The organism is Pseudomonas sp. F2, from assembly GCF_057174385.1.
The window spans coordinates 5,075,282-5,101,689 of the sequence record NZ_CM169904.1 but is presented as its reverse complement, the minus strand read 5'-3'; the positions used below and the strand labels follow the sequence as shown (position 1 = coordinate 5,101,689).

General features: G+C 61.5%; 24 protein-coding genes. 10 read left to right on the top strand and 14 right to left on the bottom strand.

Features of this window, described 5'->3' with window-relative positions:
* Positions 1 to 107 precede the first annotated feature (107 nt).
* From hflC to AC193Q_RS22915, 9 genes are all read right to left on the bottom strand, one after another.
* Positions 108 to 977 (bottom strand): protease modulator HflC, encoded by an 870-nt coding sequence (hflC, locus tag AC193Q_RS22955; protein ID WP_041065696.1) that lies wholly within the window; start codon positions 975 to 977, stop codon positions 108 to 110.
* Positions 977 to 2,152, bottom strand: a complete 1,176-nt coding sequence (gene hflK / locus AC193Q_RS22950) for an FtsH protease activity modulator HflK (RefSeq protein WP_041065698.1) — start codon at positions 2,150 to 2,152, stop codon at positions 977 to 979. The genes hflC and hflK overlap by 1 nt, the downstream gene beginning before the upstream one ends.
* Before the next feature lie 96 nt (positions 2,153 to 2,248).
* Positions 2,249 to 3,550, bottom strand: coding sequence for a ribosome rescue GTPase HflX (gene hflX / locus AC193Q_RS22945; RefSeq protein ID WP_003221114.1), 1,302 nt, complete (start codon positions 3,548 to 3,550; stop codon positions 2,249 to 2,251).
* Positions 3,551 to 3,562: 12 nt separating this feature from the next.
* Complete coding sequence (hfq, locus tag AC193Q_RS22940; RefSeq protein ID WP_003221112.1) at positions 3,563 to 3,823, bottom strand: RNA chaperone Hfq; 261 nt, start codon at positions 3,821 to 3,823, stop codon at positions 3,563 to 3,565.
* Between the two features lie 94 nt (positions 3,824 to 3,917).
* A complete protein-coding gene (gene miaA / locus AC193Q_RS22935) occupies positions 3,918 to 4,889 on the bottom strand; it encodes a tRNA (adenosine(37)-N6)-dimethylallyltransferase MiaA (protein WP_121183419.1) in 972 nt (323 codons plus the stop codon).
* The gene (gene mutL / locus AC193Q_RS22930) at positions 4,889 to 6,790 is read right to left on the bottom strand and encodes a DNA mismatch repair endonuclease MutL (protein WP_183082872.1); all 1,902 of its coding nucleotides are present in this window, start codon (positions 6,788 to 6,790) and stop codon (positions 4,889 to 4,891) included. Before mutL ends, miaA begins: the two co-directional genes overlap by 1 nt.
* Before the next feature lie 5 nt (positions 6,791 to 6,795).
* Positions 6,796 to 8,175 (bottom strand): N-acetylmuramoyl-L-alanine amidase, encoded by a 1,380-nt coding sequence (locus AC193Q_RS22925; RefSeq protein ID WP_373557748.1) that lies wholly within the window; start codon positions 8,173 to 8,175, stop codon positions 6,796 to 6,798.
* 51 nt (positions 8,176 to 8,226) lie between these two features.
* A complete protein-coding gene (gene tsaE, locus AC193Q_RS22920) occupies positions 8,227 to 8,697 on the bottom strand; it encodes a tRNA (adenosine(37)-N6)-threonylcarbamoyltransferase complex ATPase subunit type 1 TsaE (protein ID WP_047290977.1) in 471 nt (156 codons plus the stop codon).
* Positions 8,685 to 10,184, bottom strand: coding sequence for an NAD(P)H-hydrate dehydratase (locus tag AC193Q_RS22915; RefSeq protein ID WP_121183415.1), 1,500 nt, complete (start codon positions 10,182 to 10,184; stop codon positions 8,685 to 8,687). The genes tsaE and AC193Q_RS22915 overlap by 13 nt, the downstream gene beginning before the upstream one ends.
* 63 nt (positions 10,185 to 10,247) lie before the next feature.
* On the opposite strand from AC193Q_RS22915, the gene queG reads away from it, so the two are divergent.
* A complete protein-coding gene (gene queG / locus AC193Q_RS22910; protein ID WP_121183413.1) occupies positions 10,248 to 11,312 on the top strand; it encodes a tRNA epoxyqueuosine(34) reductase QueG in 1,065 nt (354 codons plus the stop codon).
* A 91-nt stretch (positions 11,313 to 11,403) separates the two neighbouring features.
* Here queG and AC193Q_RS22905 read toward each other — a convergent pair whose 3' ends face one another.
* Positions 11,404 to 12,015, bottom strand: coding sequence for a trimeric intracellular cation channel family protein (locus AC193Q_RS22905; protein WP_047290974.1), 612 nt, complete (start codon positions 12,013 to 12,015; stop codon positions 11,404 to 11,406).
* Positions 12,016 to 12,203: 188 nt separating this feature from the next.
* Positions 12,204 to 12,746: an oligoribonuclease gene (orn, locus tag AC193Q_RS22900; RefSeq protein ID WP_121183411.1), complete on the bottom strand. Its 543-nt coding sequence runs from the start codon at positions 12,744 to 12,746 to the stop codon at positions 12,204 to 12,206.
* Positions 12,747 to 12,853: 107 nt separating this feature from the next.
* Between orn and rsgA the strand changes: the two genes are divergently transcribed.
* The 4 genes from rsgA (at position 12,854) to AC193Q_RS22880 (ending at position 15,952) form a co-directional block, all read left to right on the top strand.
* Positions 12,854 to 13,885: a small ribosomal subunit biogenesis GTPase RsgA gene (gene rsgA, locus AC193Q_RS22895; RefSeq protein WP_095667692.1), complete on the top strand. Its 1,032-nt coding sequence runs from the start codon at positions 12,854 to 12,856 to the stop codon at positions 13,883 to 13,885.
* A 212-nt stretch (positions 13,886 to 14,097) separates the two neighbouring features.
* Positions 14,098 to 14,505 carry a TIR domain-containing protein gene (locus tag AC193Q_RS22890; RefSeq protein WP_483878821.1) on the top strand — a complete coding sequence of 136 codons (408 nt, stop codon included), beginning with the start codon at positions 14,098 to 14,100 and terminating at the stop codon, positions 14,503 to 14,505.
* Between the two features lie 2 nt (positions 14,506 to 14,507).
* On the top strand, positions 14,508 to 15,467 hold the full coding sequence (locus tag AC193Q_RS22885) for a caspase family protein (RefSeq protein ID WP_483878820.1): 960 nt from the start codon (positions 14,508 to 14,510) through the stop codon (positions 15,465 to 15,467).
* Entirely contained in the window at positions 15,467 to 15,952 is a 486-nt protein-coding gene (locus AC193Q_RS22880) for a toll/interleukin-1 receptor domain-containing protein (RefSeq protein ID WP_483878819.1), read from the top strand. The genes AC193Q_RS22885 and AC193Q_RS22880 overlap by 1 nt, the downstream gene beginning before the upstream one ends.
* A 52-nt stretch (positions 15,953 to 16,004) precedes the next feature.
* Here AC193Q_RS22880 and motB read toward each other — a convergent pair whose 3' ends face one another.
* Positions 16,005 to 17,081: a flagellar motor protein MotB gene (gene motB / locus AC193Q_RS22875; RefSeq protein WP_047290970.1), complete on the bottom strand. Its 1,077-nt coding sequence runs from the start codon at positions 17,079 to 17,081 to the stop codon at positions 16,005 to 16,007.
* 3 nt (positions 17,082 to 17,084) lie between these two features.
* Positions 17,085 to 17,936, bottom strand: a complete 852-nt coding sequence (gene motA, locus AC193Q_RS22870) for a flagellar motor stator protein MotA (protein WP_007952169.1) — start codon at positions 17,934 to 17,936, stop codon at positions 17,085 to 17,087.
* 166 nt (positions 17,937 to 18,102) lie between these two features.
* Here motA and AC193Q_RS22865 point away from each other — a divergent pair, with 166 nt between their 5' ends.
* From AC193Q_RS22865 to AC193Q_RS22850, 4 genes are all read left to right on the top strand, one after another.
* Positions 18,103 to 19,641: an HDOD domain-containing protein gene (locus AC193Q_RS22865; protein ID WP_483878818.1), complete on the top strand. Its 1,539-nt coding sequence runs from the start codon at positions 18,103 to 18,105 to the stop codon at positions 19,639 to 19,641.
* Positions 19,642 to 19,683: 42 nt separating this feature from the next.
* Positions 19,684 to 20,517: a thiosulfate sulfurtransferase gene (rhdA, locus tag AC193Q_RS22860; protein ID WP_047290968.1), complete on the top strand. Its 834-nt coding sequence runs from the start codon at positions 19,684 to 19,686 to the stop codon at positions 20,515 to 20,517.
* Complete coding sequence (gene asd / locus AC193Q_RS22855) at positions 20,517 to 21,377, top strand: archaetidylserine decarboxylase (protein WP_047290967.1); 861 nt, start codon at positions 20,517 to 20,519, stop codon at positions 21,375 to 21,377. The genes rhdA and asd overlap by 1 nt, the downstream gene beginning before the upstream one ends.
* A gap of 143 nt (positions 21,378 to 21,520) precedes the next feature.
* A complete protein-coding gene (locus tag AC193Q_RS22850) occupies positions 21,521 to 23,275 on the top strand; it encodes a molecular chaperone (RefSeq protein WP_121183405.1) in 1,755 nt (584 codons plus the stop codon).
* Positions 23,276 to 23,365: 90 nt separating this feature from the next.
* Here AC193Q_RS22850 and serB read toward each other — a convergent pair whose 3' ends face one another.
* Positions 23,366 to 24,580, bottom strand: a complete 1,215-nt coding sequence (serB, locus tag AC193Q_RS22845; RefSeq protein ID WP_007967407.1) for a phosphoserine phosphatase SerB — start codon at positions 24,578 to 24,580, stop codon at positions 23,366 to 23,368.
* Between the two features lie 134 nt (positions 24,581 to 24,714).
* Between serB and AC193Q_RS22840 the strand changes: the two genes are divergently transcribed.
* Positions 24,715 to 26,229, top strand: coding sequence for an AhpA/YtjB family protein (locus tag AC193Q_RS22840; protein ID WP_095667695.1), 1,515 nt, complete (start codon positions 24,715 to 24,717; stop codon positions 26,227 to 26,229).
* Positions 26,230 to 26,408 lie beyond the last annotated feature (179 nt).

Genomic DNA, 26,408 nt, shown 5'->3' with positions numbered 1-26,408 from the left:
AAAAAGCCGGGAATTTCCCGGCTGCCGCATCATACACACGTTTTCCCAAAGGATCACCCCGCCCGAGGTTTTAGCCGCCGGGCGGAATGATTCAGGTCAACGTCGTATCAAGGCTTGGACTTTTCCAGGTAACGGAAGAAGTCGCTGCTTGGGTCGAGAACCATGACGTCGGATTTGTTCGCGAAGCTGTCACGGTAGGCACGCAGGCTACGGTAGAAACCGTAGAACTCCTGATCCTGACCGTAGGCCTTGGAGTAGATCGCAGCGGCCTGGGCATCGCCGTCACCGCGAATCTCTTCGGATTCACGATAGGCTTCAGCCAGCAGCACGCGGCGTTGACGATCGGCGTCGGCACGGATGCCCTCGGCCAGCTCGTTACCCTTGGCGCGGTGCTCGCGAGCTTCACGCTCACGCTCGGTGCTCATACGCTCGAACACGCTGCGGTTCACTTCTTTCGGCAGATCGATGGCCTTGACCCGGACATCGACGACTTCGATACCCAGCTCTTTTTCCGCCATCTTGTTCAGCGACGCGGTGATGTCAGCCATCAGCGCATCACGCTCACCCGACACCACTTCGTGCAGGGTGCGTTTGCCGAACTGGTCACGCAGACCGGATTCCAGACGACGGGACAGACGCTCGTCAGCGATTTGCTTGAGGCCGGAAGTCGCGGTGTAGAAGCGCTCGGCATCTTTCACGCGCCACTTGGCGTAGGCATCGACCATCACGGCTTTCTTTTCCAGGGTCAGGAAGCGCTGTGTCGGTGCATCCAGCGTCATCAGACGTGCGTCGAATTTACGCACCTGGTTAACGTAAGGCACTTTCACGTGCAGGCCGGGCTGAACATCAGCCTGAACCACACGACCGAATTGCAGCAGCACCGCACGCTCGGTCTGCGCGACGATGTAGAAGCAGTTCCAGCCCACCAACACCACGACAACGCCAACGATCAGGGCGATCAGCGATTTATTGCTCATCAGCGGCTCTCCCTTGTACGTGTCTGCGGCAGGTCAGTGACATGCGGCGCGACGTCCGTGTTGTTGCTGGCGGCGGCCGAACCGGTCACCGGTGCATTGCTGCCCGAACTGTTCTGGATCATCTTGTCCAACGGCAGGTAAAGCAGGTTGCTCTGGCCGTTCTTGTTGCCGGTCACGAGTACCTTGCTGGTGTTGCTGAAGACTTCCTGCATGGTGTCCAGGTACAGACGCTGGCGGGTGACTTCAGGGGCCTTGCGATACTCGGCGACCAGTTTGGTGAAGCGGTCTGCCTCACCCTTGGCGCGCGAGACCGTTTCGTCACGGTAACCGTTGGCATCCTCGAGGATACGCTGGGCCTGACCACGGGCTTCCGGCACGACGCCGTTGGCGTAGGTTTCCGCCTGGTTGCGCGAACGCTGCTCGTCTTCGCGGGCGCGGATCACATCGTCAAAGGCTTCCTGCACTTCGCGCGGTGCCGCTGCGCTCTGTACGTTGACCTGGGTGACGGTGATACCGGTGCGATAGGTATCGAGGAAACGTTGCAGACGCTCCTTGATTTCGCTGGCCATCAGCTCACGACCTTCGGTCAGCACCTGGTCCATGGCGGTCGAACCCACCACGTGGCGCAGGGCGCTGTCGGTCGCATGCTGCAGGCTGATTTCCGGCTGATCGACGTTCAGCACGAAGTCCTGCAGGTTGCTGATCTTGTACTGCACGGTCAGCGGCACTTCGACGATGTTTTCGTCTTCGGTCAGCATCTGGCCCTGCTTGGTGTAGGCACGCTCACGCGTGACGTTCTCCATGTACTTCTTGTCGATCGGCGGGAAGTAGATGTTCAGGCCGGGGCCGACAGTCTCGTAGTACTTGCCGAAGCGCAGCACCACGGCTTGCTCCTGCTCGTCGACCACATAGACCGCGCTGTACAGCCAGACAGCCGCCAGCACGACGAGGCCGATGCCGAGCAGACCGCCGAAGCCGCCACCACTCCTGCCCGAACCACCGCCGTCGTCACCACCGCGTTTCTTACCACCACCGAACAACCCGTTCAGGCTTTCCTGCAGCTTTCGGAAGGCCTCGTCGAGATCCGGTGGCCCCTTGCGGTCGCCGTTATTGCGGCGCTTGCCACCCCAAGGATCCTGATTATTCGAGTTGCCACCCGGCTCATTCCAAGCCATAGCGCTCTCCATCTGATAAAGCAAAGACGCACCCACGGCGCGCCGACCAATGCTACAGAATGCCTGCCGTTGCGGCACAACCGCTTTGCCAGGCTTTTATTGCAAAGTGTGTTGCTCGATGAATTCCATCGGCTGCAATCCTTCGCGGCTTACCAGTCGATTCAACTCGACCCGGGGCAAACGAACGGCCAGCAGGCAGATGCCTTCTTCGTCGTGTTCTTCTTTCTGTACCGCGCCGAGTTCGAAGAACTGCGCACGCAGTCGAGCGAACCGTTGTGGCAAACGCAATGTGCCCACAAACAAATCACTGCCCAGCAACTCGGCAATGGCTTGCTCAAGCAATTCCAGCCCCGTGCCATCACGCGCCGACAGCCAGACCCGTTGTGGCTTGCCATCGGCATCGCGCTGGATCTGTGGCTCAACGCCTTCAAGCAAATCGAGTTTGTTGTATACCTCGAGGATCGGCAAGTCCTGCGCCCCGATCTCGCCCAGCACCACCATCACCTGCTCGATCTGCAACATGCGATCCGGCTCGGCCGCGTCGATCACGTGCAACAGCAGGTCGGAGTTGCTCGACTCTTCGAGCGTAGACCGAAATGCCTCGACCAGCTTGTGCGGCAAGTGCCGAATGAACCCTACCGTGTCCGCGAGAACAATCGGCCCCAGGTCGTCCAGTTCCAGACGGCGCAGGGTCGGGTCCAGCGTGGCGAACAACTGGTCGGCCGCGTACACCTCGGATTTGGTCACGTTATTGAACAGCGTGGATTTACCGGCGTTGGTATAGCCCACCAGAGACACGGTAGGGATATCCGCACGGGAGCGGCCGCGTCGCGATTGCTCGCGCTGGCTGCGCACTTTTTCCAGACGACCCTTGATCTGACGCAGACGTACCCGCAGCAGACGCCGGTCGGTTTCGAGCTGGGTTTCACCCGGACCGCGCATGCCGATACCGCCACCCTGACGCTCAAGGTGAGTCCAGCCGCGAACCAGACGGGTGCTCATGTGATCAAGCTGGGCCAGTTCGACCTGGAGCTTGCCTTCATGGGTACGCGCGCGCTGGGCAAAGATATCGAGAATCAGGCCGGTACGGTCGATCACGCGACACTCGAAAACACGTTCGAGGTTACGTTCCTGACTGGGCGTGAGAATGTGATTGAAAATCACCAGATCGGCCTTCTCGGCATGGACCAGGTCGCGTAATTCTTCGACCTTGCCGCTGCCAATCAGGAATTTGGCGGTTGGCCGATGACGCGGTACGTTAAAAAACGCAACGGTCTCGGCGCCCGCCGAATTAGCCAATTCCTGAAACTCCTGCGGATCTTCGCGCGCCTCAGGGTCCTGACCTTCCAAGTGAACGAGGATGACTCGCTCACCACCACCGTGGCGCTCAAAGAACAAAGGAGACTCCTATCAGGCGTTACCTGGCTCAGCGTCACCTGCATCGGATTCGGTTGCGCTAGGCAGACGAATTGGACGTACTGGCACGACTGTCGAGATAGCGTGTTTGTAAACCATCTGGCTGACGGTGTTTTTCAGCAGGATAACGAACTGGTCGAACGACTCGATCGTGCCTTGCAGTTTGATACCGTTGACCAGGTAGATGGAAACCCCAACTTTCTCTTTACGTAAAGTATTCAAGTAAGGGTCTTGTAGCGAATGCCCTTTTGACATGTGCCGCACTCCTTTAAGGATTCAATAATAAAAATAGGTAATTCAGATGGCTTTGGCCGCCACACCCCCAAGGATAGACGGCAATTGCAAGGACTCAGCTCAATATGGAGATGGTCCCAAGGTATTTCAAGGCGCGTGGCAGATTGTCGCAATCAAGACTGTCCAGCCAGTGCAGTTCTTCCCAGCTGCGCAGCCAGGTGAACTGGCGCTTGGCCAATTGACGCGTGGCAATGATGCCGCGTTCCTGCATTTCAGCTAACGACAGCTTGCCATCCAGGTAGTCCCAGACTTGGCGGTAGCCTACCGCACGTATAGACGGCAACCCGGCATGCAGGTCACTTCTTTTACGCAGGGCTACGACCTCGTCGATGAATCCCTGTTCCAGCATATTTGTGAATCTTTGTTTAATGCGTTCGTGCAGTACCTGGCGATTTGCCGGAGCAATGGCCAAGTTCGCGACAGTATAGGGCAATTGTTGCCGTCCCGAAGCGGCTGCTTCAGTACTTTGCGCAGATTGTTGCTGACGCAGGGCGGTCATGCTCTGACCGCTGACCCGATAAACCTCCAGCGCCCGACTCAGGCGCTGCGGATCGTTCGGGTGAATGCGTGCCGCCGACACCGGATCGATGATCGCCAGCTGCTCGTGCAGGGCTTGCCAGCCAAGGCGCGCAGCCTCTTCTTCGATCTGTGCGCGGACTTCAGGATCAGCCGCCGGCATGTCCGCCAGGCCTTCAACCAACGCCTTGTAATAGAGCATGGTGCCGCCGACCAGCAGCGGAATTTTCCCGCGCGCGGTGATCTCGGCCATGGCTTGCAGGGCATCGCGACGGAAATCCGCAGCCGAATAGGCTTCAGCCGGATCGAGAATATCGATCAGCCGGTGCGGAAACTCGGCCAGCAACTCCCTGGAAGGCTTGGCGGTGCCGATGTCCATGCCGCGATAGACCAGCGCCGAATCGACGCTGATCAGCTCGCACGGCAGCACCTTGGTCAGCTCGATGGCCAGGTCGGTCTTGCCCGCAGCGGTCGGGCCCATCAGGAAAATCGCTGGAGGGAGCTGGCTCATCAACGACCGCGCAGGAACAGTTTGTCCAGATCGTCCAGGCCCAGTTGGGTCCAGGTCGGTCGGCCATGGTTGCATTGACCGCTGCGCTCGGTGTTTTCCATGTCGCGCAGCAGGCCGTTCATTTCTGGCAGGGCCAGACGCCGATTGGCGCGAATCGCACCGTGGCAGGCCATGGTCCCGAGCAGTTCGTTCAGGTGTGCCTGAATCCGGTCGCTGGTGCCGTATTCCATCAGATCCGACAACACGTCACCCACCAGCCGGTTAGCCTCGGCCTGTTTGAGCAGCGCCGGAATCTGGCGGATCGCCAACGTTTCCGGGCCCAGACGCTGCAGCTCGAAGCCCAGTTTCTGGAACCATGCAGCGTGTTCTTCGGCACAATCGGCTTCACGCTGACTGACCGCCAGCGACTCCGGCACCAGCAGCGGCTGGCCGCTGAGACCTTCGCTGGCCATGGCGATTTTCAGGCGTTCGTACATGATCCGCTCATGCGCGGCATGCATGTCCACCAGCACCAGACCCTGGGCGTTCTCGGACAGGATGTAGATGCCCTTGAGCTGCGCCAGTGCGTAACCAAGCGGCGGAGTATCTTCCTGACCGGCCGGCAGTGCGTTGGCATTCGCTTCCGGCAACGGTGCGAAGAACTCGCGGTAAGCGGCTTGAGCCTCGGCGGCCGGCGGGATCGCCGATTGCGGACGTGGCGTGTACTGATACTGATAAGCGCCGCCAGCGCTGGCGCCCGAAGACGTGTTGAACGCCGGTTGCGCCTGCGGTTGCTCGAGCAGCGCATTGGCTGCCAGACGCATTTCGCCCTGTGGGCCGAATTCGCCGGCCTCGATGCCCGTTGGCCGAACGACAGCGGTCGTCACGGAACCGGCCAACTGATCCTCGGGACGCACATCGCCCAGCGCGCGGTGCAGCGTGCCGTAAAGGAAGTCATGCACCATGCGCCCGTCACGGAAGCGCACTTCGTGCTTGGTCGGGTGCACGTTGACGTCCACCGCCGCCGGATCAACCTCGAAAAACAGCGCAAACGTCGGATGACGACCGTTGAACAGCACATCGCGATAAGCCTGACGCACCGCGTGGGCCACCAGTTTGTCGCGCACCGCACGGCCATTCACAAAGAAATACTGCAAGTCCGCCTGGCTGCGGTTGAAGGTCGGCAACCCGACCCAGCCCCACAGGTGCAGGCCGTTGCGCTCGATCTCGATCGGCAGCGCCTGCTCCAAAAAGCCCGAACCGCAGATCGCCGCCACCCGCCGGGCGCGGGCCGCATCATCGTGGGCCTCGTGCAGGCTGAGGATGGTCTTGCCGTTATGGCGCAGATGGAAGGCGACGTCGAAACGCGCCAACGCCAGACGTTTGATCACTTCTTGCAGGTGATCGAATTCGGTTTTTTCGGTCTTGAGAAACTTGCGCCGCGCCGGCGTATTGAAGAACAGGTCGCGCACTTCCACCGAGGTACCGACCGGATGCGCTGCCGGCTGCACCCGAGGCGCCATGTCGCGGCCTTCAGTCTCGACCTGCCACGCCTGCTCCGCATCGCGGGTGCGCGAGGTCAGGGTCAGGCGCGCCACGGAACTGATCGACGCCAGTGCTTCACCGCGGAAGCCGAGGCTCATCACCTGTTCGAGGTCTTCGAGATTGCGGATCTTGCTGGTGGCGTGACGGGCCAGCGCCAGCGGCAGGTCGTCGGCGGAAATACCGCTGCCGTCGTCACGCACCCGCAGCAGCTTGACGCCGCCCTGTTCGACATCGACATCGATGCGCCTGGCACCGGAGTCGAGGCTGTTTTCCAGCAACTCCTTGATCACCGAAGCCGGGCGTTCGACCACCTCACCGGCAGCGATCTGGTTCGCCAGCCGTGGGCTGAGCAGTTCAATGCGCGCAGCGTTCAACACCTGGTTCATTCTTTGGACGCCAGTTCGGTGCCAGGGATGGTCAGGTGCTGACCGACCTTCAACTCATCGCTGCTGAGGTTGTTGGCGCTGCGCAGCGTCGCGGGGGATACCTGATAACGCACCGCAATCATCGCCAGCGTTTCGCCCGGGCTTACGCGGTGATCACGCGGGCCCTGGGCGATCTTGCCGGAGTCACGCAGCCAGGCGATGTAGGTGCCCGGTGGCGGGTTCTGCTGGAAGAACTGGCGCACGCCGCTGCTGATCGAGCGGGCCAGCGCCTGCTGGTGGCTCGATGCCGAGAGTTTGTTCGCTTCGTTGGCGTTGGAGATAAATCCGGTTTCGACGAGGATCGACGGGATGTCCGGCGACTTCAGCACCATGAAGCCGGCCTGCTCCACCCGCTGCTTGTGCAGCGGGGTCACGCGGCCAATATTGGTCAGGACTTTCTGACCGACGTTGAGGCTGGAGGTCAGCGACGCGGTCATCGACAGGTCGAGCAACACACCGGCGAGCATGCGGTCCTTGTCGTCGAGGCTGACATTGCCGGCACCGCCGATCAGGTCGGAACGGTTTTCGCTGTCAGCCAGCCAACGGGCGGTTTCCGAGGTGGCGCCGCGATCGGACAGGGCAAACACCGAGGCACCGAAGGCTGCTGCAGACGGCGCGGCGTCGGCGTGGATCGAAACAAACAGGTCGGCGCCCTTCTTGCGGGCAATTTCGGTACGGCCGCGCAACGGGATGAAGTAGTCGCCGGTCCGGGTCAGCTCGGCGCGGAAACCTTTCATGCCGTTGACCTGACGCTGCAGTTCGCGGGCGATCTGCAGCACCACGTCTTTCTCACGCTGGCCGCGCGAGCCGGACGCACCCGGGTCTTCGCCGCCGTGGCCGGCGTCGATCACCACAATGATGTCGCGCTTGCCGGCCGGGGCCGGTGGCAACTTGATCGCCGGTTCCGACGGCGTGACCGGCACGGCCGGCACGGTGGCGACCGATGGCGTCGGAGCTGGCGGCGGCGCCGCATCGGCCGGGTTGTCGAACAGGTCGACCACCAGACGGTTACCGTATTGCGCGTTCGGCGCCAGCGAGAAGCTTTTCGGGGTGACGGCTTTTTTCAGGTCGATGACCACCCGCAGGTCGGTCGGCGTACGCTGGGCCGAACGCATCGCGGTGATTGGCGTGTTGGCGGTCGAGACTTTCAGCGGCGCGCCCAGGGTGGCGCCGTTGATGTCGATCACCAGCCGATCCGGTGCGGTCAGGGTGAAGACGCTGTGCTGCACCGGGCCGCTCAGGTCGAAGACCAGTCGCGTGTTGTCCGGCGCCCGCCACAGGCGCACGCTGTTGACCTTTGTCTCGGCCACAGCGTTGACGGTCACTGCCATCAACATCAGTCCAACGGCAGCCACCAACGCGCGAAAGCGCATACCTAACCCCATCATTTAATTGGATTCCAATGCCAAAGCGGCACACCAGGCGTCGCCACGCGAGCCCTGGGATAAAATTTTCAGCGAACGCCCGCTGTCTTGCGGGCTAATGGTAATGGTCAGGTCAGGCTTTGGCAAAAAGCCTGCACCTTTATCGGGCCACTCGATCAGGCACAGCGCGTCGTCTTCGAAATAGTCGCGGATGCCGAGAAACTCCAGCTCTTCCGGATCGACCAGGCGATACAGATCGAAGTGAAAGGCGCGGATGTCACCGATTTCGTAGGGTTCGACCAGGGTGAAGGTCGGACTTTTTACCGCGCCAACGTGCCCCAGGCCACGAATGATGCCCCGCGACAGAGTGGTTTTGCCCATGCCCAGGTTGCCTTCGAGAAAAATCAGGCCGTGGCCCCGGGTAACGCGGGCGATCCGTGCGCCAAAGTCGCTCATGGCCTGTTCATCGGCCAGGTACAGGGTTACTTCAGACACGGTGCATGCTCCTCCAACAACTGACGAATGACTGGAATCAGATCACTGGCCGCCAGACCACGGCCGAATTTACCTTGTTGCGCACCGGCATTGGCGTGTAGCCAGACCGCCAGACACGCGGCGTCGAAGCCGTCCATGCCCTGCGCCAGCAGCGCCCCGGTCAACCCGGCGAGCACATCGCCCAAGCCAGCAGTGGCCATGGCCGGATGGCCTTGATGACACAGCGCCAGACGCCCATCGGGATGGGCGATCAGACTGCCGGCGCCTTTGAGCACAACAACGGCCGAGTATTTCTTGCTCAACGCTCGCGCGGCGGCCGGACGATCGGCCTGAACCTCTGCGGTGCTGATCCCCAACAGGCGCGCTGCTTCGCCCGGATGCGGGGTGATCACGCAATCCTTGGGCAGGTTGACCGACCCCGCAGCCAGCAGATTCAACGCGTCGGCGTCCCACACTTGTGGCAGCGATGCATTGGCGGCAGCGGACAACAGCGCTCGGCCCCAACTGGCCTGCCCGAGTCCCGGGCCCACCACCAGCACTGAGACTTTTTCCAGCAGCCCCATCAACTGATTGGCCGACGACGTGCCGAGCACCATGACTTCCGGCATCCGCGTCAGCGCTGCCGGGACATGTTCCGGTCGGGTTGCCAGCGACACCATCCCGGCGCCGCTGCGCAGGGCCGTTTCGGAACTGAGCAGGATCGCCCCGCCAAACCCCTGATCGCCGCCGATCAACAGCAAATGCCCGAAGCGCCCTTTGTGCGCAGCGGGCGCACGCGCGGCCAGTCGTGGAAGATTAGCCGTCGCGAGACGCACAGCGCTGGCAGGAATGTCACGGTAGATGTCGGCGGCGGCTTGCAGATCGTTAAACACCAACGCCCCGACCTGATCCGCCGCATCACCGGTGAACAGGCCGAGTTTCAAGCCGATAAAGGTCACGGTAAGGTCGGCGCGCACCGCAACGCCGAGAACATGCCCGGTATCGGCAGACAGTCCGGAAGGAATATCCACCGCCACCACCGGCAGGCCACTGGCATTGATGGCCTTGATTGCGGCGGCATACGGCTCGCGTACATCGCCGGTCAGCCCGGTGCCGAGCAAGGCATCGACAATCACCCCGCGCAGCTCGCTGTGCGCGGTCCAGCCCTGCACGGCAACGCCATCGTTGATGGCCTGCGCGTAAGCCTGCGCCGCGTCGCCCTGCAAGCGTTGCGGATCACCGACGGCCAGCACCCGCACCGCCCACCCGGCCCGGTGCGCCAGCGCGGCGATCAGAAAACCATCACCGGCGTTGTTGCCATGCCCGGCAAGCACAGTCATTTGGTTCGCCGCAGGCCACTGTCGCACCAATGCGCGCCAGGTCGCATGAGCGGCGCGCTGCATCAATTCGAAGCCCGGCGTACCCGCAGCGATCAGCCGCGCATCGAGTGCTCGCACCTGCGCGGCGCCATACAGCGCGTCGGGTAATTCATCTTTCGTGTGCGGCATGCGTCTTAGGGCTCCGATGTCTGGCAGAATTATACGCACCTCAGCTCCGGTTTCTCTCGCCTCATGTCCGCCATCACCACAGATCTGCCCGCCCTCGCCCAATCGATCAAGGATTGGGGCCGCGAGCTGGGCTTCCAGCAAGTCGGCATCAGCGGTCTGGACCTGGCCGAGCATGAGCAGCATCTGCAGCGCTGGCTCGCCGCCGGCTACCACGGCGAAATGGATTACATGGGCGCCCACGGCAGCAAACGCTCGCATCCGGAGGAACTGGTTCCCGGCACATTGCGTGTGGTTTCGCTGCGCATGGACTATCTGCCCGGCGACACGCAAATGGTGCAAATGCTGGCGCAACCGGAGAAAGCTTACATCTCGCGTTATGCCTTGGGCCGCGATTACCACAAATTGATCCGTAAACGTGTGCAGCAATTGGCCGACAAGATTCAGTCGCAGATCGGCCCATTCGGTTTCCGCGCCTTCGTCGACAGCGCCCCGGTGCTGGAAAAAGCCATTGCCGAGCAGGCCGGGCTGGGCTGGATCGGTAAAAATACGCTCGTGCTGAACCGCAAGGCCGGCAGCTATTTCTTCTTGAGTGAACTGTTTGTCGATCTGCCGCTGCCCGTGGACGAACCGCACAGCAGCGAACATTGCGGGCGCTGCACCGCGTGCCTGGACATCTGCCCGACCAATGCTTTCGTCGGCCCCTACGTGCTGGACGCCCGGCGCTGCATCTCGTACCTGACCATCGAGCTGAAAAACGCCATCCCCGAAGACCTGCGCCCGCTGATCGGCAACCGCGTGTTCGGCTGCGACGATTGCCAGATCGTCTGCCCGTGGAACCGCTTCGCCCGACCGTCCGGAGAAAGCGATTTCAAGCCGCGGCACAACCTGGACAACGCCGAACTGGCGGAGCTGTTCATGTGGGACGAGGACAAATTTCTCAGCAGCACCGAAGGCTCACCGCTGCGCCGCGCCGGTTACGAGCGCTGGCTGCGCAATCTGGCGGTCGGCCTGGGCAACGCGCCATCGAGCATTCCGGTACTGGAAGCCTTGAAGGCGCGTCGTGATTACCCGTCCGATCTAGTCCGCGAACACGTCGAGTGGGCGCTGAAACAACACGGTCAATTGTAGGAGCTGCCGCAGGCTGCGATCTTTTGACTTTGATATTTAAAAGACAAGATCAAAGGATCGCAGCCTGCGGCAGCTCCTGCAGGGGAATGCATTAATGCTCGTCGTTATAGACGAACTTGGGCATTTCCCAATGGAAACGGATGGCCAGCAACCGCAGCAGAAAACCGCCGAATAAGGTGATCAGAATCGCCTGCTCGCTCGGCACATTCAGGTACAGGCAGAGCATGTAGCACCACGCGGCGGCGAATGAGACGCTGGCGTACAGTTCGCGGCGGAAGATCAGCGGGATGTCGTTGCAGAAAATGTCGCGCAGGATGCCACCGAACACTCCAGTGATCACGCCGCTGACCGACGCCACCAGCATGCCGTGGCCCATTTCCAGCGCAGTCATGCAGCCAATCAGGGTGAACGCCACCAGGCCGACCGCGTCGAGCACCAGAAACAGTGAGCGCAGGTGACGCATCCAGCGCGCGGTGAACACGGTGAGCATTGCGGCGGCCGAAGTCAGCACCAAGTATTCCGGATGTTTGACCCAGGTAAGTGGGTAATGCCCAAGCAGCACATCACGCACCGAACCGCCACCCAGCGCCGTGACGCAGGCGATCAGCACCACCCCGAACCAGTCCATGCCGCGCCGTCCGGCAGACAGCGCGCCGGTCATGGCTTCGGCGGTAATGGCGATCAGATAGAGCATCAGCAACATGGTGGCGGTCCTGGCAGGAAGGCGCGCAGTCTAGCCATTTCGGGGCCGCACCAGAAGGGGGCACGATCACGACAATCCTTCGCAGGAGCTGCCGCAGGCTCGGGCCGCGATCGGACGATCTTTTGATCTTGTTTTTTACAAGCAACATCAAAAGATCACAGCCTGCGGCAGCTCCTACAGGGACAACATCAAAACTTGATGAAATGCTTGCGGTAGTGCTGCAACTCGGCGATCGATTCACGAATGTCGTCCAGTGCCAGGTGCGTGCTGCCCTTCTTGAAGCTGTCGCGCACGTCCGGTGCCCAGCGTGCGGCCAGCTCCTTGAGCGTCGACACGTCGAGGTTGCGGTAGTGGAAGTAGCTTTCCAGCGCCTTCATGTGGGTATAAAGGAAGCGCCGATCCTGGCAGATGCTGTTGCCGCAGATCGGCGACTTGCCTTTCGGCACCCACTTTTCCAGAAAGGCGATGGTCTCGGCCTCGGCTTCGGCCATGCTGATGCGGCTGTCGCGTACGCGCTGGGTCAGGCCCGAGTTGCCGTGGGTGCGGGTGTTCCACTCGTCCATGCGGGCGAGCACCTCGTCACTGTGGTGAATGGCGATCACCGGGCCTTCGGACAAGGTGTTCAGGTCACTGTCGGTGACGATGGTGGCCATTTCGATGATGACGTCGTTTTCCGGATCCAGACCGGTCATTTCCAGGTCGATCCAGATCAGGTTCTGCGGGTTTTGCATATTCGGGCTCCTAGGCAATGCTGCGCAGTTTAGCCTAGGCCGGTGCCCGGGCGTGCTAAACTCGCGGCCGTTTTACCTAATCGCTGCATTCTTCAGACGGAACACCCATGGCCAAACGCCAACTCAATCGTCGTCAAAACTGGCGCATCGAAAAGATTCAGGGCGAGCGCGCCGCCCGCGCCGCTAAACGCGAGTCCTCGGCGGTCGAAGCCCTTGAGGGTGGCGATCTGGGGCCTGAGCAACACGGCCTGGTGATCGCCCACTTCGGGGTGCAGGTCGAGGTCGAGGCTGTGGACGGCGAACTGGCCGGCCAGGTATTCCGTTGCCACCTGCGCGCCAACCTGCCCGCACTGGTAACCGGTGATCGGGTAGTCTGGCGCGCCGGCAACCAGGGCATCGGCGTGATCGTCGCGCAACTGCCGCGCACCACCGAGCTCTGCCGCCCGGACAGCCGTGGCCAGCTCAAGCCGGTGGCCGCCAACGTCGACATGATCGTCATCGTCTTCGCGCCACTGCCCGAGCCGCATGCCAACCTGATCGACCGCTACCTGGTGGCCGCTGAACACGCCGGCATCCGTCCGTTGCTGCTGCTGAACAAATTCGACCTGATCGACGAGCAGAACGCCCCGGCGCTCAACGCGCTGCTGGCGGTGTACCGCACGCTGGGTTATCCGGTGCTGGAAGTGTCCGCGCATCACGGCAACGGCATGGAGCAGTTGCAGAAGCAGCTCGACGGCCGCATCAGCGTATTCGTCGGCCAGTCCGGCGTCGGCAAGTCGTCGCTGGTCAACAGCCTGCTGCCGGAAGTCGAAACCCGTGTCGGCCCGCTGTCGGAGTTGTCCGGTCAGGGTACGCACACCACGACCACTGCGCGCCTGTTCCACTTTCCGGGCGGCGGCGAGTTGATCGACTCCCCGGGGATCCGTGAGTTCGGCCTGGGCCACGTCAGCCGCGCTGATGTCGAAGCCGGCTTCATCGAGTTCAACGACCTGCTCGGCACCTGCCGCTTCCGCGACTGCAAGCATGACCGCGAACCCGGCTGTGCACTGCTCAAAGCCCTGGAAGATGGCCGTGTGCAACAGCAGCGGATGAACAGCTACCGCTCGATCATCGCCAGCCTGCCGGAAACCGGCTACTAAACATCTGCACTGGCAGCCCCCCGTCCGGGGGCTGCCGGATGTCGGACCACGCCTGACAAATCCCCCGACCGTTTAAACGTCAGACCTTTCTGACAGGCCTGCTCGCACCTGCTTGCAGGACATTTCTCTTTCCGCGCGCAGACCTTGCGGGCGCTTTCCAGATGCCTAGATTGGGTTGTTCCTTCGCACCTTCGCGACCTTCGAGGAACCCCATGCAGACCTACCATTTGTTCATCAGCCATTCGTGGAACTACGCCCACGCCCACGACAATCTGGTACGCCTGCTCGGCGCCAGACCGGATTTCAGTTTCAAGAATTTTTCCGTGCCGCCGCACAACCCGGTCATGGGCGCGCAGACCGACAGGCAGCTCGAAGAGGCCATCGAAAACAAGATTCGCCCGTGCTCGGCGGTGCTGATCATGGCCGGGATGTATTCGACCTACAGCAAGTGGATCAACAAGGAAATCGAGATCGCCAAGCGCATGGGCAAAGTGATCATCGCGATCAAACCGTTCGGCGCCGAGCGCATTTCCACGGTGGTGCGTAATGCGGCGCACGCCGAGTGCGCGTGGAATACCAATAGCATCATCGGTGCGATCCGCCAGCACACGGCGGTGTAACCATGCGCAAGGGACTGTTTATCGGCATTAACGACTACACCCATGTTTCGCGACTGAGCGGTTGCAGCAATGACGCCATGGCCATGGCTTCGGTGCTGAAGACCGACGCCAACGGCGATCCGAATTTCAAGAACGTGGTGCTGACGTCCGCAGAGGACTACCTGAGCCGGGAAAAACTTGAAGACCAGATTCGCGAACTGTTTTCCGGCGACTGCAACGTCGCCCTGCTGTATTTCGCCGGCCACGGCAGCTTCGATGTCGACACCGATGAAGGCATGCTGATCCCGCAGGACTATCGCACGGCCAAGGACGGCATCCGCATCAGCGACGTTCTCAACTGGGCCACCAAAGCCACCCGCATCAAAAACAAAGTGATCATCCTCGATTGCTGCCAAGGCGGCTCGGCCGGTGAGGTCCGAGTCTTGCGCAGTGAAAGCAGCGTGGTCGGTGAAGGCATGACCATTCTCACCGCCTGCAAAAAGGAGGAGCCAGCCATGGAGGGTACGCAACATGGCGTCTTCACCGCTTTATTGTTGCAGGCCCTGCACGGTGGCGCGGCGAACATTCTCGGCAAGATTACCCCCGGCAGCCTGTACTCCTTCGTCGACAACGCGCTCGACGCCTGGGAACAGCGTCCGGTATTCAAGACCAACGTTTCGCAGTTCATTTCCTTGCGCGAGGTCTCGCCGCTGATCCCCAAAGAGATCCTGCGCAAGTTGCCGGAATGGTTTGCCGAAGCCGAGTCGATGTTCGCCCTCGATCCCAGCTACGAACCTACCGAAACGACATTCGACCCGGAGCACGGTGAGGTCTTCGCGCAACTGCAAAAGTGCAACCGCCACAGCCTGATCGAACCGGTGGATGCCGAGCACATGTATTACGCCGCCATTCACTCCACGGGCTGCCGCCTCACGGCACTCGGCGCCTATTACCGCGAACTCGCCATAAAAGGACATTTCTGATGCCGGTTTTCATCAGCTACCGCCACATGGATCGCCCGCAGGCCATGGCTATCAACAGCCGACTGATACAGGCCAACATCAAGACTTACCTTGATGTGCTCGACCCGGAGTCGCAGACCACCGACGACATCACCGGCGTGATCACCCGCAACATCACCGAATGCACGCACCTGCTGGCGGTGGTTTCGGAGCAGACTGCGCTGTCGTGGTGGGTGCCGTTCGAAATCTGCGAAGCGACGATCAGCAACCGGCGGATCTGCTCGTTCCGCACCGGGCAAGCGCAGTTGCCGGAGTATCTGGACAAGTGGCCGAAGCTGAGCACGGCCAATGATCTGAACTTCTTCATTGATGCCTATCGTGAAGAGGTGTCAAGCAAGCGCTCGATGACGCTGGATTCGAGCAACGAATCCTTCAGTGGTACCTATAAGCGCAACGCCGATCTGTTCCATGAACAACTGAAAAACCGGATTCGGCGCGGTTTCTGAAGCCGATCAACAGCCACAAAAAAGCCGACATCACTGTCGGCTTTTTTGTCGGTCACTGCTTCGGTGCGGGGGCCGGTGCAGCGGCTGGCGGAGCAGAAGGCGCTGGCGCCGCAGTCCCCGGCGCGGCCGGTTTCGGTGCGGCGTCGTCGAACAGGTTCAAGCGTTCGCGCAACTCGTGGGCCGGTACCGGTTGCTGATCTGCCGGCAACGCGTTCGGATCGACCGGCGTCGCCGGAGCGGCGCCGTTCTGACCTTCGGCAGCAGGTTTGGCCGCATCGGCCCCCTGCGAGCCTTCGATGGCCGCTTGCGCCTTTTTGGTCAGGACCACGATGTCGATGCGGCGGTTGACCGGGTTGAACGGGTTTTCCTTGTCGAACAGCGCCGACGAGGCATAACCCACGACTCGCGCCACCTGCGAATCCGGATAACTGCCGGCCACCAGTGCACGCCGCGCGGCGTTGGCACGATTCGCCGAGAGCTCCCAGTTACCGAAATCGCCGGTGCCGGTGTACGGCTTGGCGTCGGTGTGGCCGCTGATGCTGATCTTGTTCGGCACCGCTTTGATGGTGTCGGCCATGGCCAGCAGGATGTCTTCGAAGTACGGCTTCAGACGTGCCGAGCCCGAGTCGAACATCGGCCGGTTTTCGGCGTCCATGATCTGGATGCGCAAGCCGTTCGGGGTGATCTCGAACAGGATCTGATCCTTGAACTTCTGCAGCTGCGGGTTCTCGTCGACCTTGTTCTGCAGTTCTTGCAGCAACAGCTCCAGGCGTTCTTTCTCGACCTGTTCGGCCATGCCTTCGACCTGTTCGGTGTCGACCGTGACCTTGTCCGGTTGCGGCTGCGATTTCACCTCAGGGTTGAGAGTGTTTTCCGGTGCCAGGGTCGGCGTACCGCCCAGATCGATGATGTACGGCGTGCCGCTTTCGGAGAAGCCGACCGGATCCTTGAAGTAACCGGCGATGGCGATCTTCTGCTCCGGCGTTGCGGTGGACAGCAACCACAACACCAGGAAGAACGCCATCATCGCCGTGGCGAAGTCGGCGAAGGCGATCTTCCACGCCCCGCCGTGATGCCCACCGGCTATGCGCTTGACGCGCTTGATGATTATCGGCTGATTATTTTCCATGGCTTAGCGACCGCGAACGGCTTGTTCCAGCTCGGCGAAGCTTGGACGGTGCGCCGGGTACAGAACCTTGCGCCCGAACTCCACCGCCAGCGATGGCGGCATGCCGGACGCCGACGCCACCAGCGAAGCCTTGATGGCTTCATAGACGTTCAGCTCTTCCTTGGCATCGTGGGCCAGCGAGTGCGCCAACGGGCCGAAGAAACCGTACGCCGCGAGAATACCGAAGAAGGTACCGACCAGTGCCGCACCGACGTGCAGACCGATGGATTTCTGATCGCCTTCACCCAGGGACGCCATGGTCACCACGATACCCAATACCGCCGCGACGATACCGAAACCGGGCATGGCGTCGGCGATGCCGTTCACCGCATGGGACGGGTGCTCAAGGTCTTCCTTGAGGCTGTAGAGCTCCATGTCGAACAGGCCTTCCAGCTCATGAGGAGCCATGTTGCCGGAGGACATGATGCGCAGGTAATCGCAGATGAACGCGGTCATGCGCTCGTCTTTGAGCACGGCCGGGTACTTGGCGAAGATCGGGCTCGCGGCAGCGTCTTCGATGTCGCCTTCGATGGCCATCATGCCTTCGCGGCGGCTCTTGTTGAGGATCTCGTAGATCAGGCCCAGCACTTCCAGATAGAACGTGTGGCTGAAACGCGAACTGAACATGCTCAGGGATTTCTTGAGCACGTGCATCGTCATGTAACCGGGGTTGGCCTGCAGGAATGCACCGAGGGCCGCACCACCGATGATCATCACCTCGAAGGGCTGGATCAGGGCGGCAATTTTGCCGTGGGAGAGCACGTATCCGCCGAGCACGCTCGCGAACACGACGATGATGCCGATAATTTTAGCCATAGGTAGAAAGTACTTGTTTAAGTCGGGTTCAAGGTCATATTCGGAAGTTAAAAAATCTCTTCTTCTACTTATCGGCAAAACTGCGCCAGACTATAGCCAGTTCAGGCGAAAAGCCAATTTAGCCCATGCCGGGCGCGTCTACAGTCAGTGAAGATCCCGTCCAGACATGGCTAATGAAACGAACGTCCCACCCGTAAAACCGACCACCCTCGAAGGCTGGGTCAAGCTGCTCGACAGTGTCCGGCTGCCCGTGCCGCAAGAGGCTCACGACAAGGTGTGCCGCGCGGTCCGTGACAACCGCAGTTCGCTGCGCGACATCGCCGACCTGATGCAGGACAGCCCGGCACTGGCCTTGAGCATCATCCGTGAGGCGAATCGTCACACCCACGGCACCCTGGCCGCACCGGCGGAAAATCTCGAGGTGGCGATCAACCGCCTGGGCCTGGCGCGTACCGAAGAATTGCTCGCGCGCCTGCCGGTCGAACCGCAGCTGCAGATCCCCAAAGCCCTGCGCCAACTGCAAATGATCAGCCAGCACGCCACACAACAGGCCAATGGTTTTTTCGCCAGTCGCCTCGCGCGTCTGTGGCAGGACATTCATTGGGGCAGCCTGTTGTTTCTCTCGCCGTTATGGCCGCTGGCGCTGACGTTTCCCGAGTTGCTCGAAGAGTGGGAGCTGCGGGTGATCCACAAGGGCGAATCGGCGCTGGTGGTCGAGAAGCAATTGTTTGGCGTCCGCCTGCTGAAGATCGCCGAGGCACTGGTACAGGTCTGGCACCTGCCGATCTGGGTGCAGCAAGGCTATAAACTGCTGCTCAGCGAACAGCGCGAACTGGTGAAAGTGCTGCGTATCGCCCGCGACAGCGAGCATCCGCTGCGCCAGCAGAATCGCCTCGATGACGATCCGACTTTGCGCCGCTGGCTCAATCAACCGGCCAACACCGTATTGCTGGCCAACGGTCTGGCGCTGTCGGCGCAACAGGCCTGGGACAGTCCGCACAGCGAGCGCTGGCAGTACCTGACCAGCCTTTATCTGCAAATCTCGATGGATGAAGTGCAGCAGCAGTTGCACCAGCAAGCCGCCAACAGTGCGCGCCAGCATGCCATGCCCGATCTGTGGCACCCGGCCGTTTCATTATTGTGGCCGTGGGGTACCCATCGCTTGCCGGCCGGGATGCTGCCAGCGGCCGCGCCGAGTGCCGAGGACCTGACGCAGTGGCGCCGACAATGCGCCGAACTGCTGGCCGAGCCGAGCCGCTTCACCAATGCCATGAGCCTGACCGTCGCCGCGCGCGATGCGCTGGTCGCCAGCGGCATGCGCCGGGTGATGATTCTGATGGCCGACCGCACGCAGTCCAATCTGCGCGTACACCAGACCTTCGGTTTGCCGAAGGAAGCCGCCGCGCTGAATTTTGTCGTCAGTCAGAGCAAAGTCCTGCAGCGGCTACTCGCGCAGCAGGCACAAGTGCGGATCAACCCCGAGAACAACGCACAGTTTTCCGCATTGTTGCCGCCGGGCCTGCGTTCGCTGTTCCGTGGCGAGCACCTGTTCCTGCGCTCACTGGTCAATAACGGCCGGGTGATCATGATCGTCGTGGCCGATCAGGGCGGCGGGCCGTTCGCCGACATCACCGTGCAGGCATTCGGCAAAACTGCACAATGCATCGAGAAAGCCCTGCACAGCTTTAGCAGCCGTGGCCGATGAGGCTGCGCTACAATCCCCCCCTTTGTGCTCTGGAGACCTCACATGTCTGACTTCTCTGGCTTGCCGCTCGTCATCGAGCCGAGCGACCTGCTCCCGCGTCTCGATTCCCCTGAACTGATTCTGGTGGATCTGACCAGCCCTGCCCGTTATGCCGAAGGTCATCTTCCCGGCGCACGCTTTGTCGACCCGAAACGCACCCAGCTCGGCCAGCCGCCGGCGCCGGGGCTGCTGCCGGCCAAAGCCGATCTGGAGGCGTTGTTCGGTGAGCTGGGGCATCGCCAGGATGCGGTCTACGTGGTCTACGACGACGAGGGCGGCGGTTGGGCCGGGCGTTTCATCTGGCTGCTCGACGTGATCGGTCATGACAAGTACCACTATGTCGACGGCGGTCTGCCGGCGTGGCTGGAAGCGGGCATGCCGATGTCGATCCAGGTGCCGCCTGCGGTGGGCGGCCCGGTGGCGCTGACCCTGCACGAAGGGCCGACCGCCACCCGCGAATACCTGCAAAGCCGTCTCGGCGCCGCCGATCTGGCGATCTGGGATGCCCGTGGGCCGCTGGAATATTCCGGCGAGAAGGTGCTGGCCGCCAAGGGCGGACATATCCCCGGCGCGGTGAACTTCGAGTGGACCGCCGGCATGGACAAGGCGCGTCAACTGCGGATCCGCACGGACATGCCGCAGATCCTCGAAGACCTCGGGATCACCAAGGACAAAGAAATCATTACCCACTGCCAGACCCATCACCGGTCGGGCTTCACTTATCTGGTGGCCAAGTCCCTCGGTTATCCGCGGGTCAAGGGCTACGCCGGTTCCTGGGGCGAATGGGGCAACCACCCTGATACGCCTGTCGAGATTCAAGGTTCTAAGGACAACTAATGAAAGAGCGTCTGTTTATCCTCAGCCAGTACCTGCTGCCTCATCACCTGCTGTCGCGTCTGGCCGGCTGCATTGCCGAGTGCCGCGTGCGCTGGTTCAAGAATGCCTTCACCCAGTGGTTCGCCAAGCGTTATCAGGTGGACATGTCGCAAGCGCTGGTCGAAGACCTGACCGCCTACGAGCACTTCAACGCGTTCTTCACCCGTGCCCTGAAAGACGGCGCGCGTCCACTGGACCAGACCCCGGGCGCGATCCTCAGCCCGGCCGACGGTGCGGTCAGCCAGCTCGGCCCGATCGAACACGGTCGCGTGTTCCAGGCCAAGGGCCACAGCTTCAGCGTGCTGGAGTTGCTCGGCGGTGATGCGGCGAATGCCGCACCGTTCATGGGCGGCGACTTCGCCACCATTTACCTGTCGCCGAAGGATTACCACCGCGTGCACATGCCGCTGGCCGGCACCCTGCGCGAAATGGTCTACATCCCGGGCCGGATTTTCTCGGTCAACCAGACCACCGCGGAAAACGTGCCGGAACTGTTCGCCCGCAACGAACGTGTGGCGTGCATTTTCGACACCGAGCGCGGGCCGATGGCTGTGGTGCTGGTGGGCGCGATGATCGTCGCTTCGATTGAAACCGTATGGGCCGGTCTGGTGACCCCGCCGAAGCGCGAGCTGAAAACCTTCCGCTACGACGAAGCCGCCCGTGCGCCGATTCATCTGGAAAAAGGTGCAGAACTGGGACGCTTCAAGCTGGGTTCGACCGCGATCGTGCTGTTTGGCCCGGATCAGGTGAAATGGGCTGAAGAGTTGGTCGCCGGTTCGCCAGTACAAATGGGTCAAGGCTTGGCACTGCCAAAAGCCTGATACATCAGCGCCCCCGCGTAGGAGCTGCCGCAGGCTGCGATCTTTTGACTTTGTTTTTAAAAACCAGGATCAAAAGATCGCAGCCTGCGGCAGCTCCTACCGGTTGAAGGCTGACATGCTCATTTGCTGCTATGGTTTTTGGCATGAGCCAGACCATCTCCCCCCCGCTGCTGAGCGCTCCGATTCCCACGCAGTCGCGCCTGTCGTTCTGCGAAGCCACCCCGCGCGACCTCAAGCGCTGGATCGCCGGCCTGCCCAAGGCCAACATCGGCGAAACCGCCCGCCAGTTGTACCAAGGCCTGGGCGAACTCAATCAATTGCTGACCCCCAGTGACAATCGCCTGCAACTGCTGGAGCTGCTGCGCCCCGAGGTGTATTTCGTCTGTCAGCATCTGGAGCGGCACTTCTTGCATCAGGCGATCATGCTCGATGACCGTTCGCGCAAGATCAGCAACCTGTGTCAGGCACTGCAAAGTCAGTTGGCCATCGGTTACAAACAGATCGTGCTGCGCATCGTGCCCAAGTACCACAAGGATCGTGCGGCGCTGGTCAGTCAGGCCCTGCAACGCGCCGCGCATGCGCTCAAGGGACAACTGCTGCGCGCCGCGCAGCTGTATAGCCCGGCGCCGGAGCAACTGTGGTTCGAGCTGCATCAGTTGTTTCGCTGCGCCTGTGGCTTGCAACTGCAACAGCGTCGGGTGCACGACGACCTGGCGAGCCTGACCACCGAGCTGAGCCTGGAGCAGACCTACATCGCCGCGCTGCTGCTGGGCAGCGCTCGTTGCAACCAACTGCGGCAGAACCAGATCGCCCGACTGGCTGAGGTGGTGGAACCGTGGAGCGCACTGCTCAAACTGCATCCTGGCAGCCCGGACGACGGGCTGTTCGCCATCAGCGCCGATCTGGACACCGGCCCGCGCTACCGCAGCATGTTTCGCAAGGAACAACAGGACACACTGCTCGGCGTCAATCCGCAGCCGCTGGTGAATGTCATCGAAGCGCATTTACTGCATCAGGAAACATCGACGCCGCTGCCTGTCCCGGCGGGTCTGAGCCTCGACACCCTGCAGCATCTACACGCCAGTTGGAGTCAGACCGCCGAGCGCAGTTTTCAGCGCACCCCCGGCCAGGGCAACCTGACCGTGTGCGTCGGCATGAGCGCCCTGCACTTCTACCTGGGAGGCGAACGCACTTTCAGTGATTTGCTCAAGCATCCCGGCGCCCGCGCGGCGAACTTCAGCCGCGCGGTGGCCAAGGGCGAAAAGGACAGTTGGAGCCAGGCGTTCGACGCCGCCCCGCAAAGCGGCGCTGATGAATTTCTGCCGTATGAAGAGATTCAGTACGACCATATCGGCGAAGACGAAAGCACAGCCGACCACACGCCGCACTACCCGACTTACACCTTGCCGGTGATCAACCATAGCCCCGGAGGTTATTGCCTGGGCTGGCCGAACGAGGTGCCCGCCGAGTTGCAGGCCGGGGAGATGGTCGGGATTCAGGACAGCTCGAATCAAGGCTGGAGCATTGCGGTAGTGCGCTGGATTCGTCAGGTACGCGGTGGCGGACCGCAAATGGGCCTTGAGCTGGTGGCGCCGCACGCCGAGCCCTGCGGTTTGCAACTGGTGCGTTCGCGGGACGATCACAGCCATTACTTGCGAGGCCTGCTGCTGCCCGAGATCAGTGCCATCGACTTGCCCGCGACCTTGCTGGCCCCGCGCCTGCCGTTTCAGGAAGGCAATAAAGTGCTGATCAACACCCATGGCGAAGAACACCGCGCCGGGCTGGATCGACGGGTGGCGAGTACGCACAGCTTCAATCAGTTTGCCTATCGCTCGCTGGAGGCCGCACGCAATGGCGGGGGCGAGGAGGATTTCGACTCGTTGTGGAAATCGCTTTAAAGCAAAAGATCGCAGCCTGCGGCAACTCCTACAGGAAAACGCGTATTCCAGTGTAGGAGCTGCCGCAGGCTGCGATCTTTTGATCTTTAATTACAACTGCCCGTCGCGATCGCGAAAGCCCAGCAAATACAGCACACCATCCAGCCCAAGGGTGGAAATCGCCTGCTTGGCCGACTGCTTGACCAGCGGTTTGGCGCGGAATGCCACACCCAGACCGGCAATCGCCAGCATCGGCAGGTCATTCGCACCGTCGCCGACGGCGATGGTCTGCTCCAGGCGCAAGCCTTCCTTGTGCGCCAGTTCCTTCAGCAGATCCGCCTTGCGCTGGGCATCGACAATCGGTTCGATCGCCACGCCGGTGCACTTGCCGTCGACCACTTCCAGTTCGTTGGCGAACACGTAGTCGATGCCAAGTTTGGCCTGCAATTGCTTGGCGAAGTACGTGAAGCCGCCGGACAGGATCGCGGTCTTGTAGCCCAGACGCTTGAGTTCGGCGAACAGGGTTTCCGCGCCTTCAGTCAGGCGCAGCGAGGCGCCGATCGAATCCAGTACGCTGACATCCAGGCCTTTGAGCAACGCCAGGCGCTCCTTGAAGCTGGCGCGGAAGTCCAGTTCGCCCGCCATCGCCCGCTCGGTAATGGCCGAGACTTGCTCGCCGACACCGGCGGCCTTGGCCAGTTCGTCGATGACTTCGGCTTCGATCAGGGTCGAGTCCATGTCGAACACCGCCAGACGCCGGTTGCGCCGGAACAGCGAGTCTTCCTGGAAGGCGATGTCGACGTTCAGCTCCTGGGCGACGCTGAGGAATTCGGCACGCAGCGCCTGCGGATCAGCCGCTTCGCCACGCACCGAGAACTCGATGCAGCCCTTGCCCTTGTCCGCCGGAGTGTCCAGCGGCATGCGACCCGACAGACGGTCGATATGGTCGATGTTCAGGCCATATTTGGCGGTGATCGAGCTGACCGCCTGCAATTGGCCGGCGGTCACTTTGCGGGTCAACAGGGTGACGATGTGGCGTTTCTTGCCCTGATTGCCCACCCATTGCTGGTAATCCTCTTCGGAAACCGGGGTGAAACGCACCTGCTGGTCGAGCTCGTAGCCCTTGAACAGGATGTCCTTGAGCACGGCTTTGCCTTGCTCGGAGTCGGGAATCTCGACCAGGATGCCGAACGACAGGGTGTCGTGGATCACCGCCTGACCGATGTCGAGAATGTTCACACCACCCTGTGCCAGAACGCCAGTAATGGCCGCAGTCAGACCCGGACGGTCGACTCCCGTGATGTTAATCAGGACGATTTCGCGCAACGCGCACCCCCGCAACTGGAAAAAAACCGCATTCTACCCACTTTCAGTGACCATCGGGCACCGCGAGCGCTTTGCCGGTCTAGGGCCTGTCGCTATACTGCGCGTCAACTTCACGGACAAAAGAGCCGAGCTCAGTGAACCGGCCCACGCCAGTTAAAACCGATAACTTCTTCCTGCTGATCTTCCGTGCACTGCGTCATCGCCGTGTGCCGATTGCATTGCGCATTGCCAGCCATAACGTGATCCTGGTCGCTCTGGCCCTGGTGATCTATGCCGGGGTGATGGGCTTGCAGTTCAAGCAGGCCATGCACGAGCAGGCCGACGCGCTGGGCGAAAGCCTGACTACGCAGACCGCCACCTCCGCCACTGAACTGTTGGTGTCCAACGACATCCTCAGCCTCAACGTGCTGCTCAACAACCTGACCAAGAACAAGCTGGTGGCCCACGCGGCCATCTATAGCGTGGACAACCGCATCCTCGCCGAATCCGGTCAGCGCCCCAAGCACAGCCTGTTGGGCGAAGCCGAAGGCATGTACGAGAGCAAGATCACCTTCCAGGACGTGACCGCCGGGCAACTGCGCATCAGCCTGGACATGGATCAGTTTCAGCAGCCGATGACCATCAGTCTGCAGAGCATGGGCATTCTCAGTGCGATCCTGTTGGCGCTGTCGCTGGCCCTGAGTCTGCGCATGGGCCGGTATCTGTCGACGCCGCTGCTGCAATTGCGCGTCTGGCTGCGCAACATCGACGAATACACCCCGGGCACCGACCGTCAGGACGAGATCGGCGATCTGGCGCGTCAGCTGCACGCCAACTTCGCCCCAGAGCCTGCGCCCAAACCCGAGCCCGAGCCGGAACCCGAGTTCGAAGAAGAGGATGAGCCAGAGTTCGAAGTGCGCAACCTGCGTGACCCGAGCTTTGACGAAACCCGCCCGATGGCTGCGCAAAAACCTGCACCGCGCCATGTGGTCAGCACCGTTGAAGACGATGAGGACGACGACGCTTTTGCTGACCTGCGCGACGAATCGCTGGATGCAGCGCCGCAACCGCTCACGCGCAAGGCCACGCCCAGCGTACCCCAGCACAGCGCGGTACTGGCCGTGCAACTGGGCTCGCAGGAACAACTGCGGCGCCTGCCGCGTGCCCGTCTGGAAGAGTTGCTGGAGCGCTACCGCGATTGCCTCGATCAGGCCGCTTCGCTGTATCAGGGCGAGATCGAAACCCTGAACGACGGCAGCACGCTGATGCTGTTCCACACCGAAGACAGCGGTGACGACTACCTGACCAATGCGATCTGCTGCGGTGAATTGCTGCGGGCGCTGGGCCATCAATTGCAGATCGAAGTCGCTGACAGCGGTATCACTCTGCAATTGCAGCTGGGCCTGACCCTGGGTGACGACCTGTTCGGTCTGAGCCAGATCGACTTGCTGCTGACCGACTCGGCCCAGGATGCCCTGGCCCTGTCGCAGCACAGCCGCAACCTGCTGCTGGTCGAGCGCAAGATCGGTGACGACGGGCTGATTCGCCAGCGTGCGCGGATCCGTCCGATCGCCAGCCCTGAGGGGGCTTGCTGTGTCGAGCGCTTGATGGAGCCGTATCCGTCGATGCTCGAGCGGCAACTGGCGCGGATGCATGAGCGCCGGGCGTAAGCTTCAGGCCTGATGCACAGAAGCCCGCAGACAAATGATTGTCTGCGGGCTTTTTTGTGGCCTGTACCGGCCCTTTCGCGAGCAAGCTCGCTCCCACAGTGGACGGTGGCTGCCACAGACCTTGTGAACACCTTCAAGACCTGTGGGAGCGAGCTTGCTCGCGAAGAGGCCCGCACTGA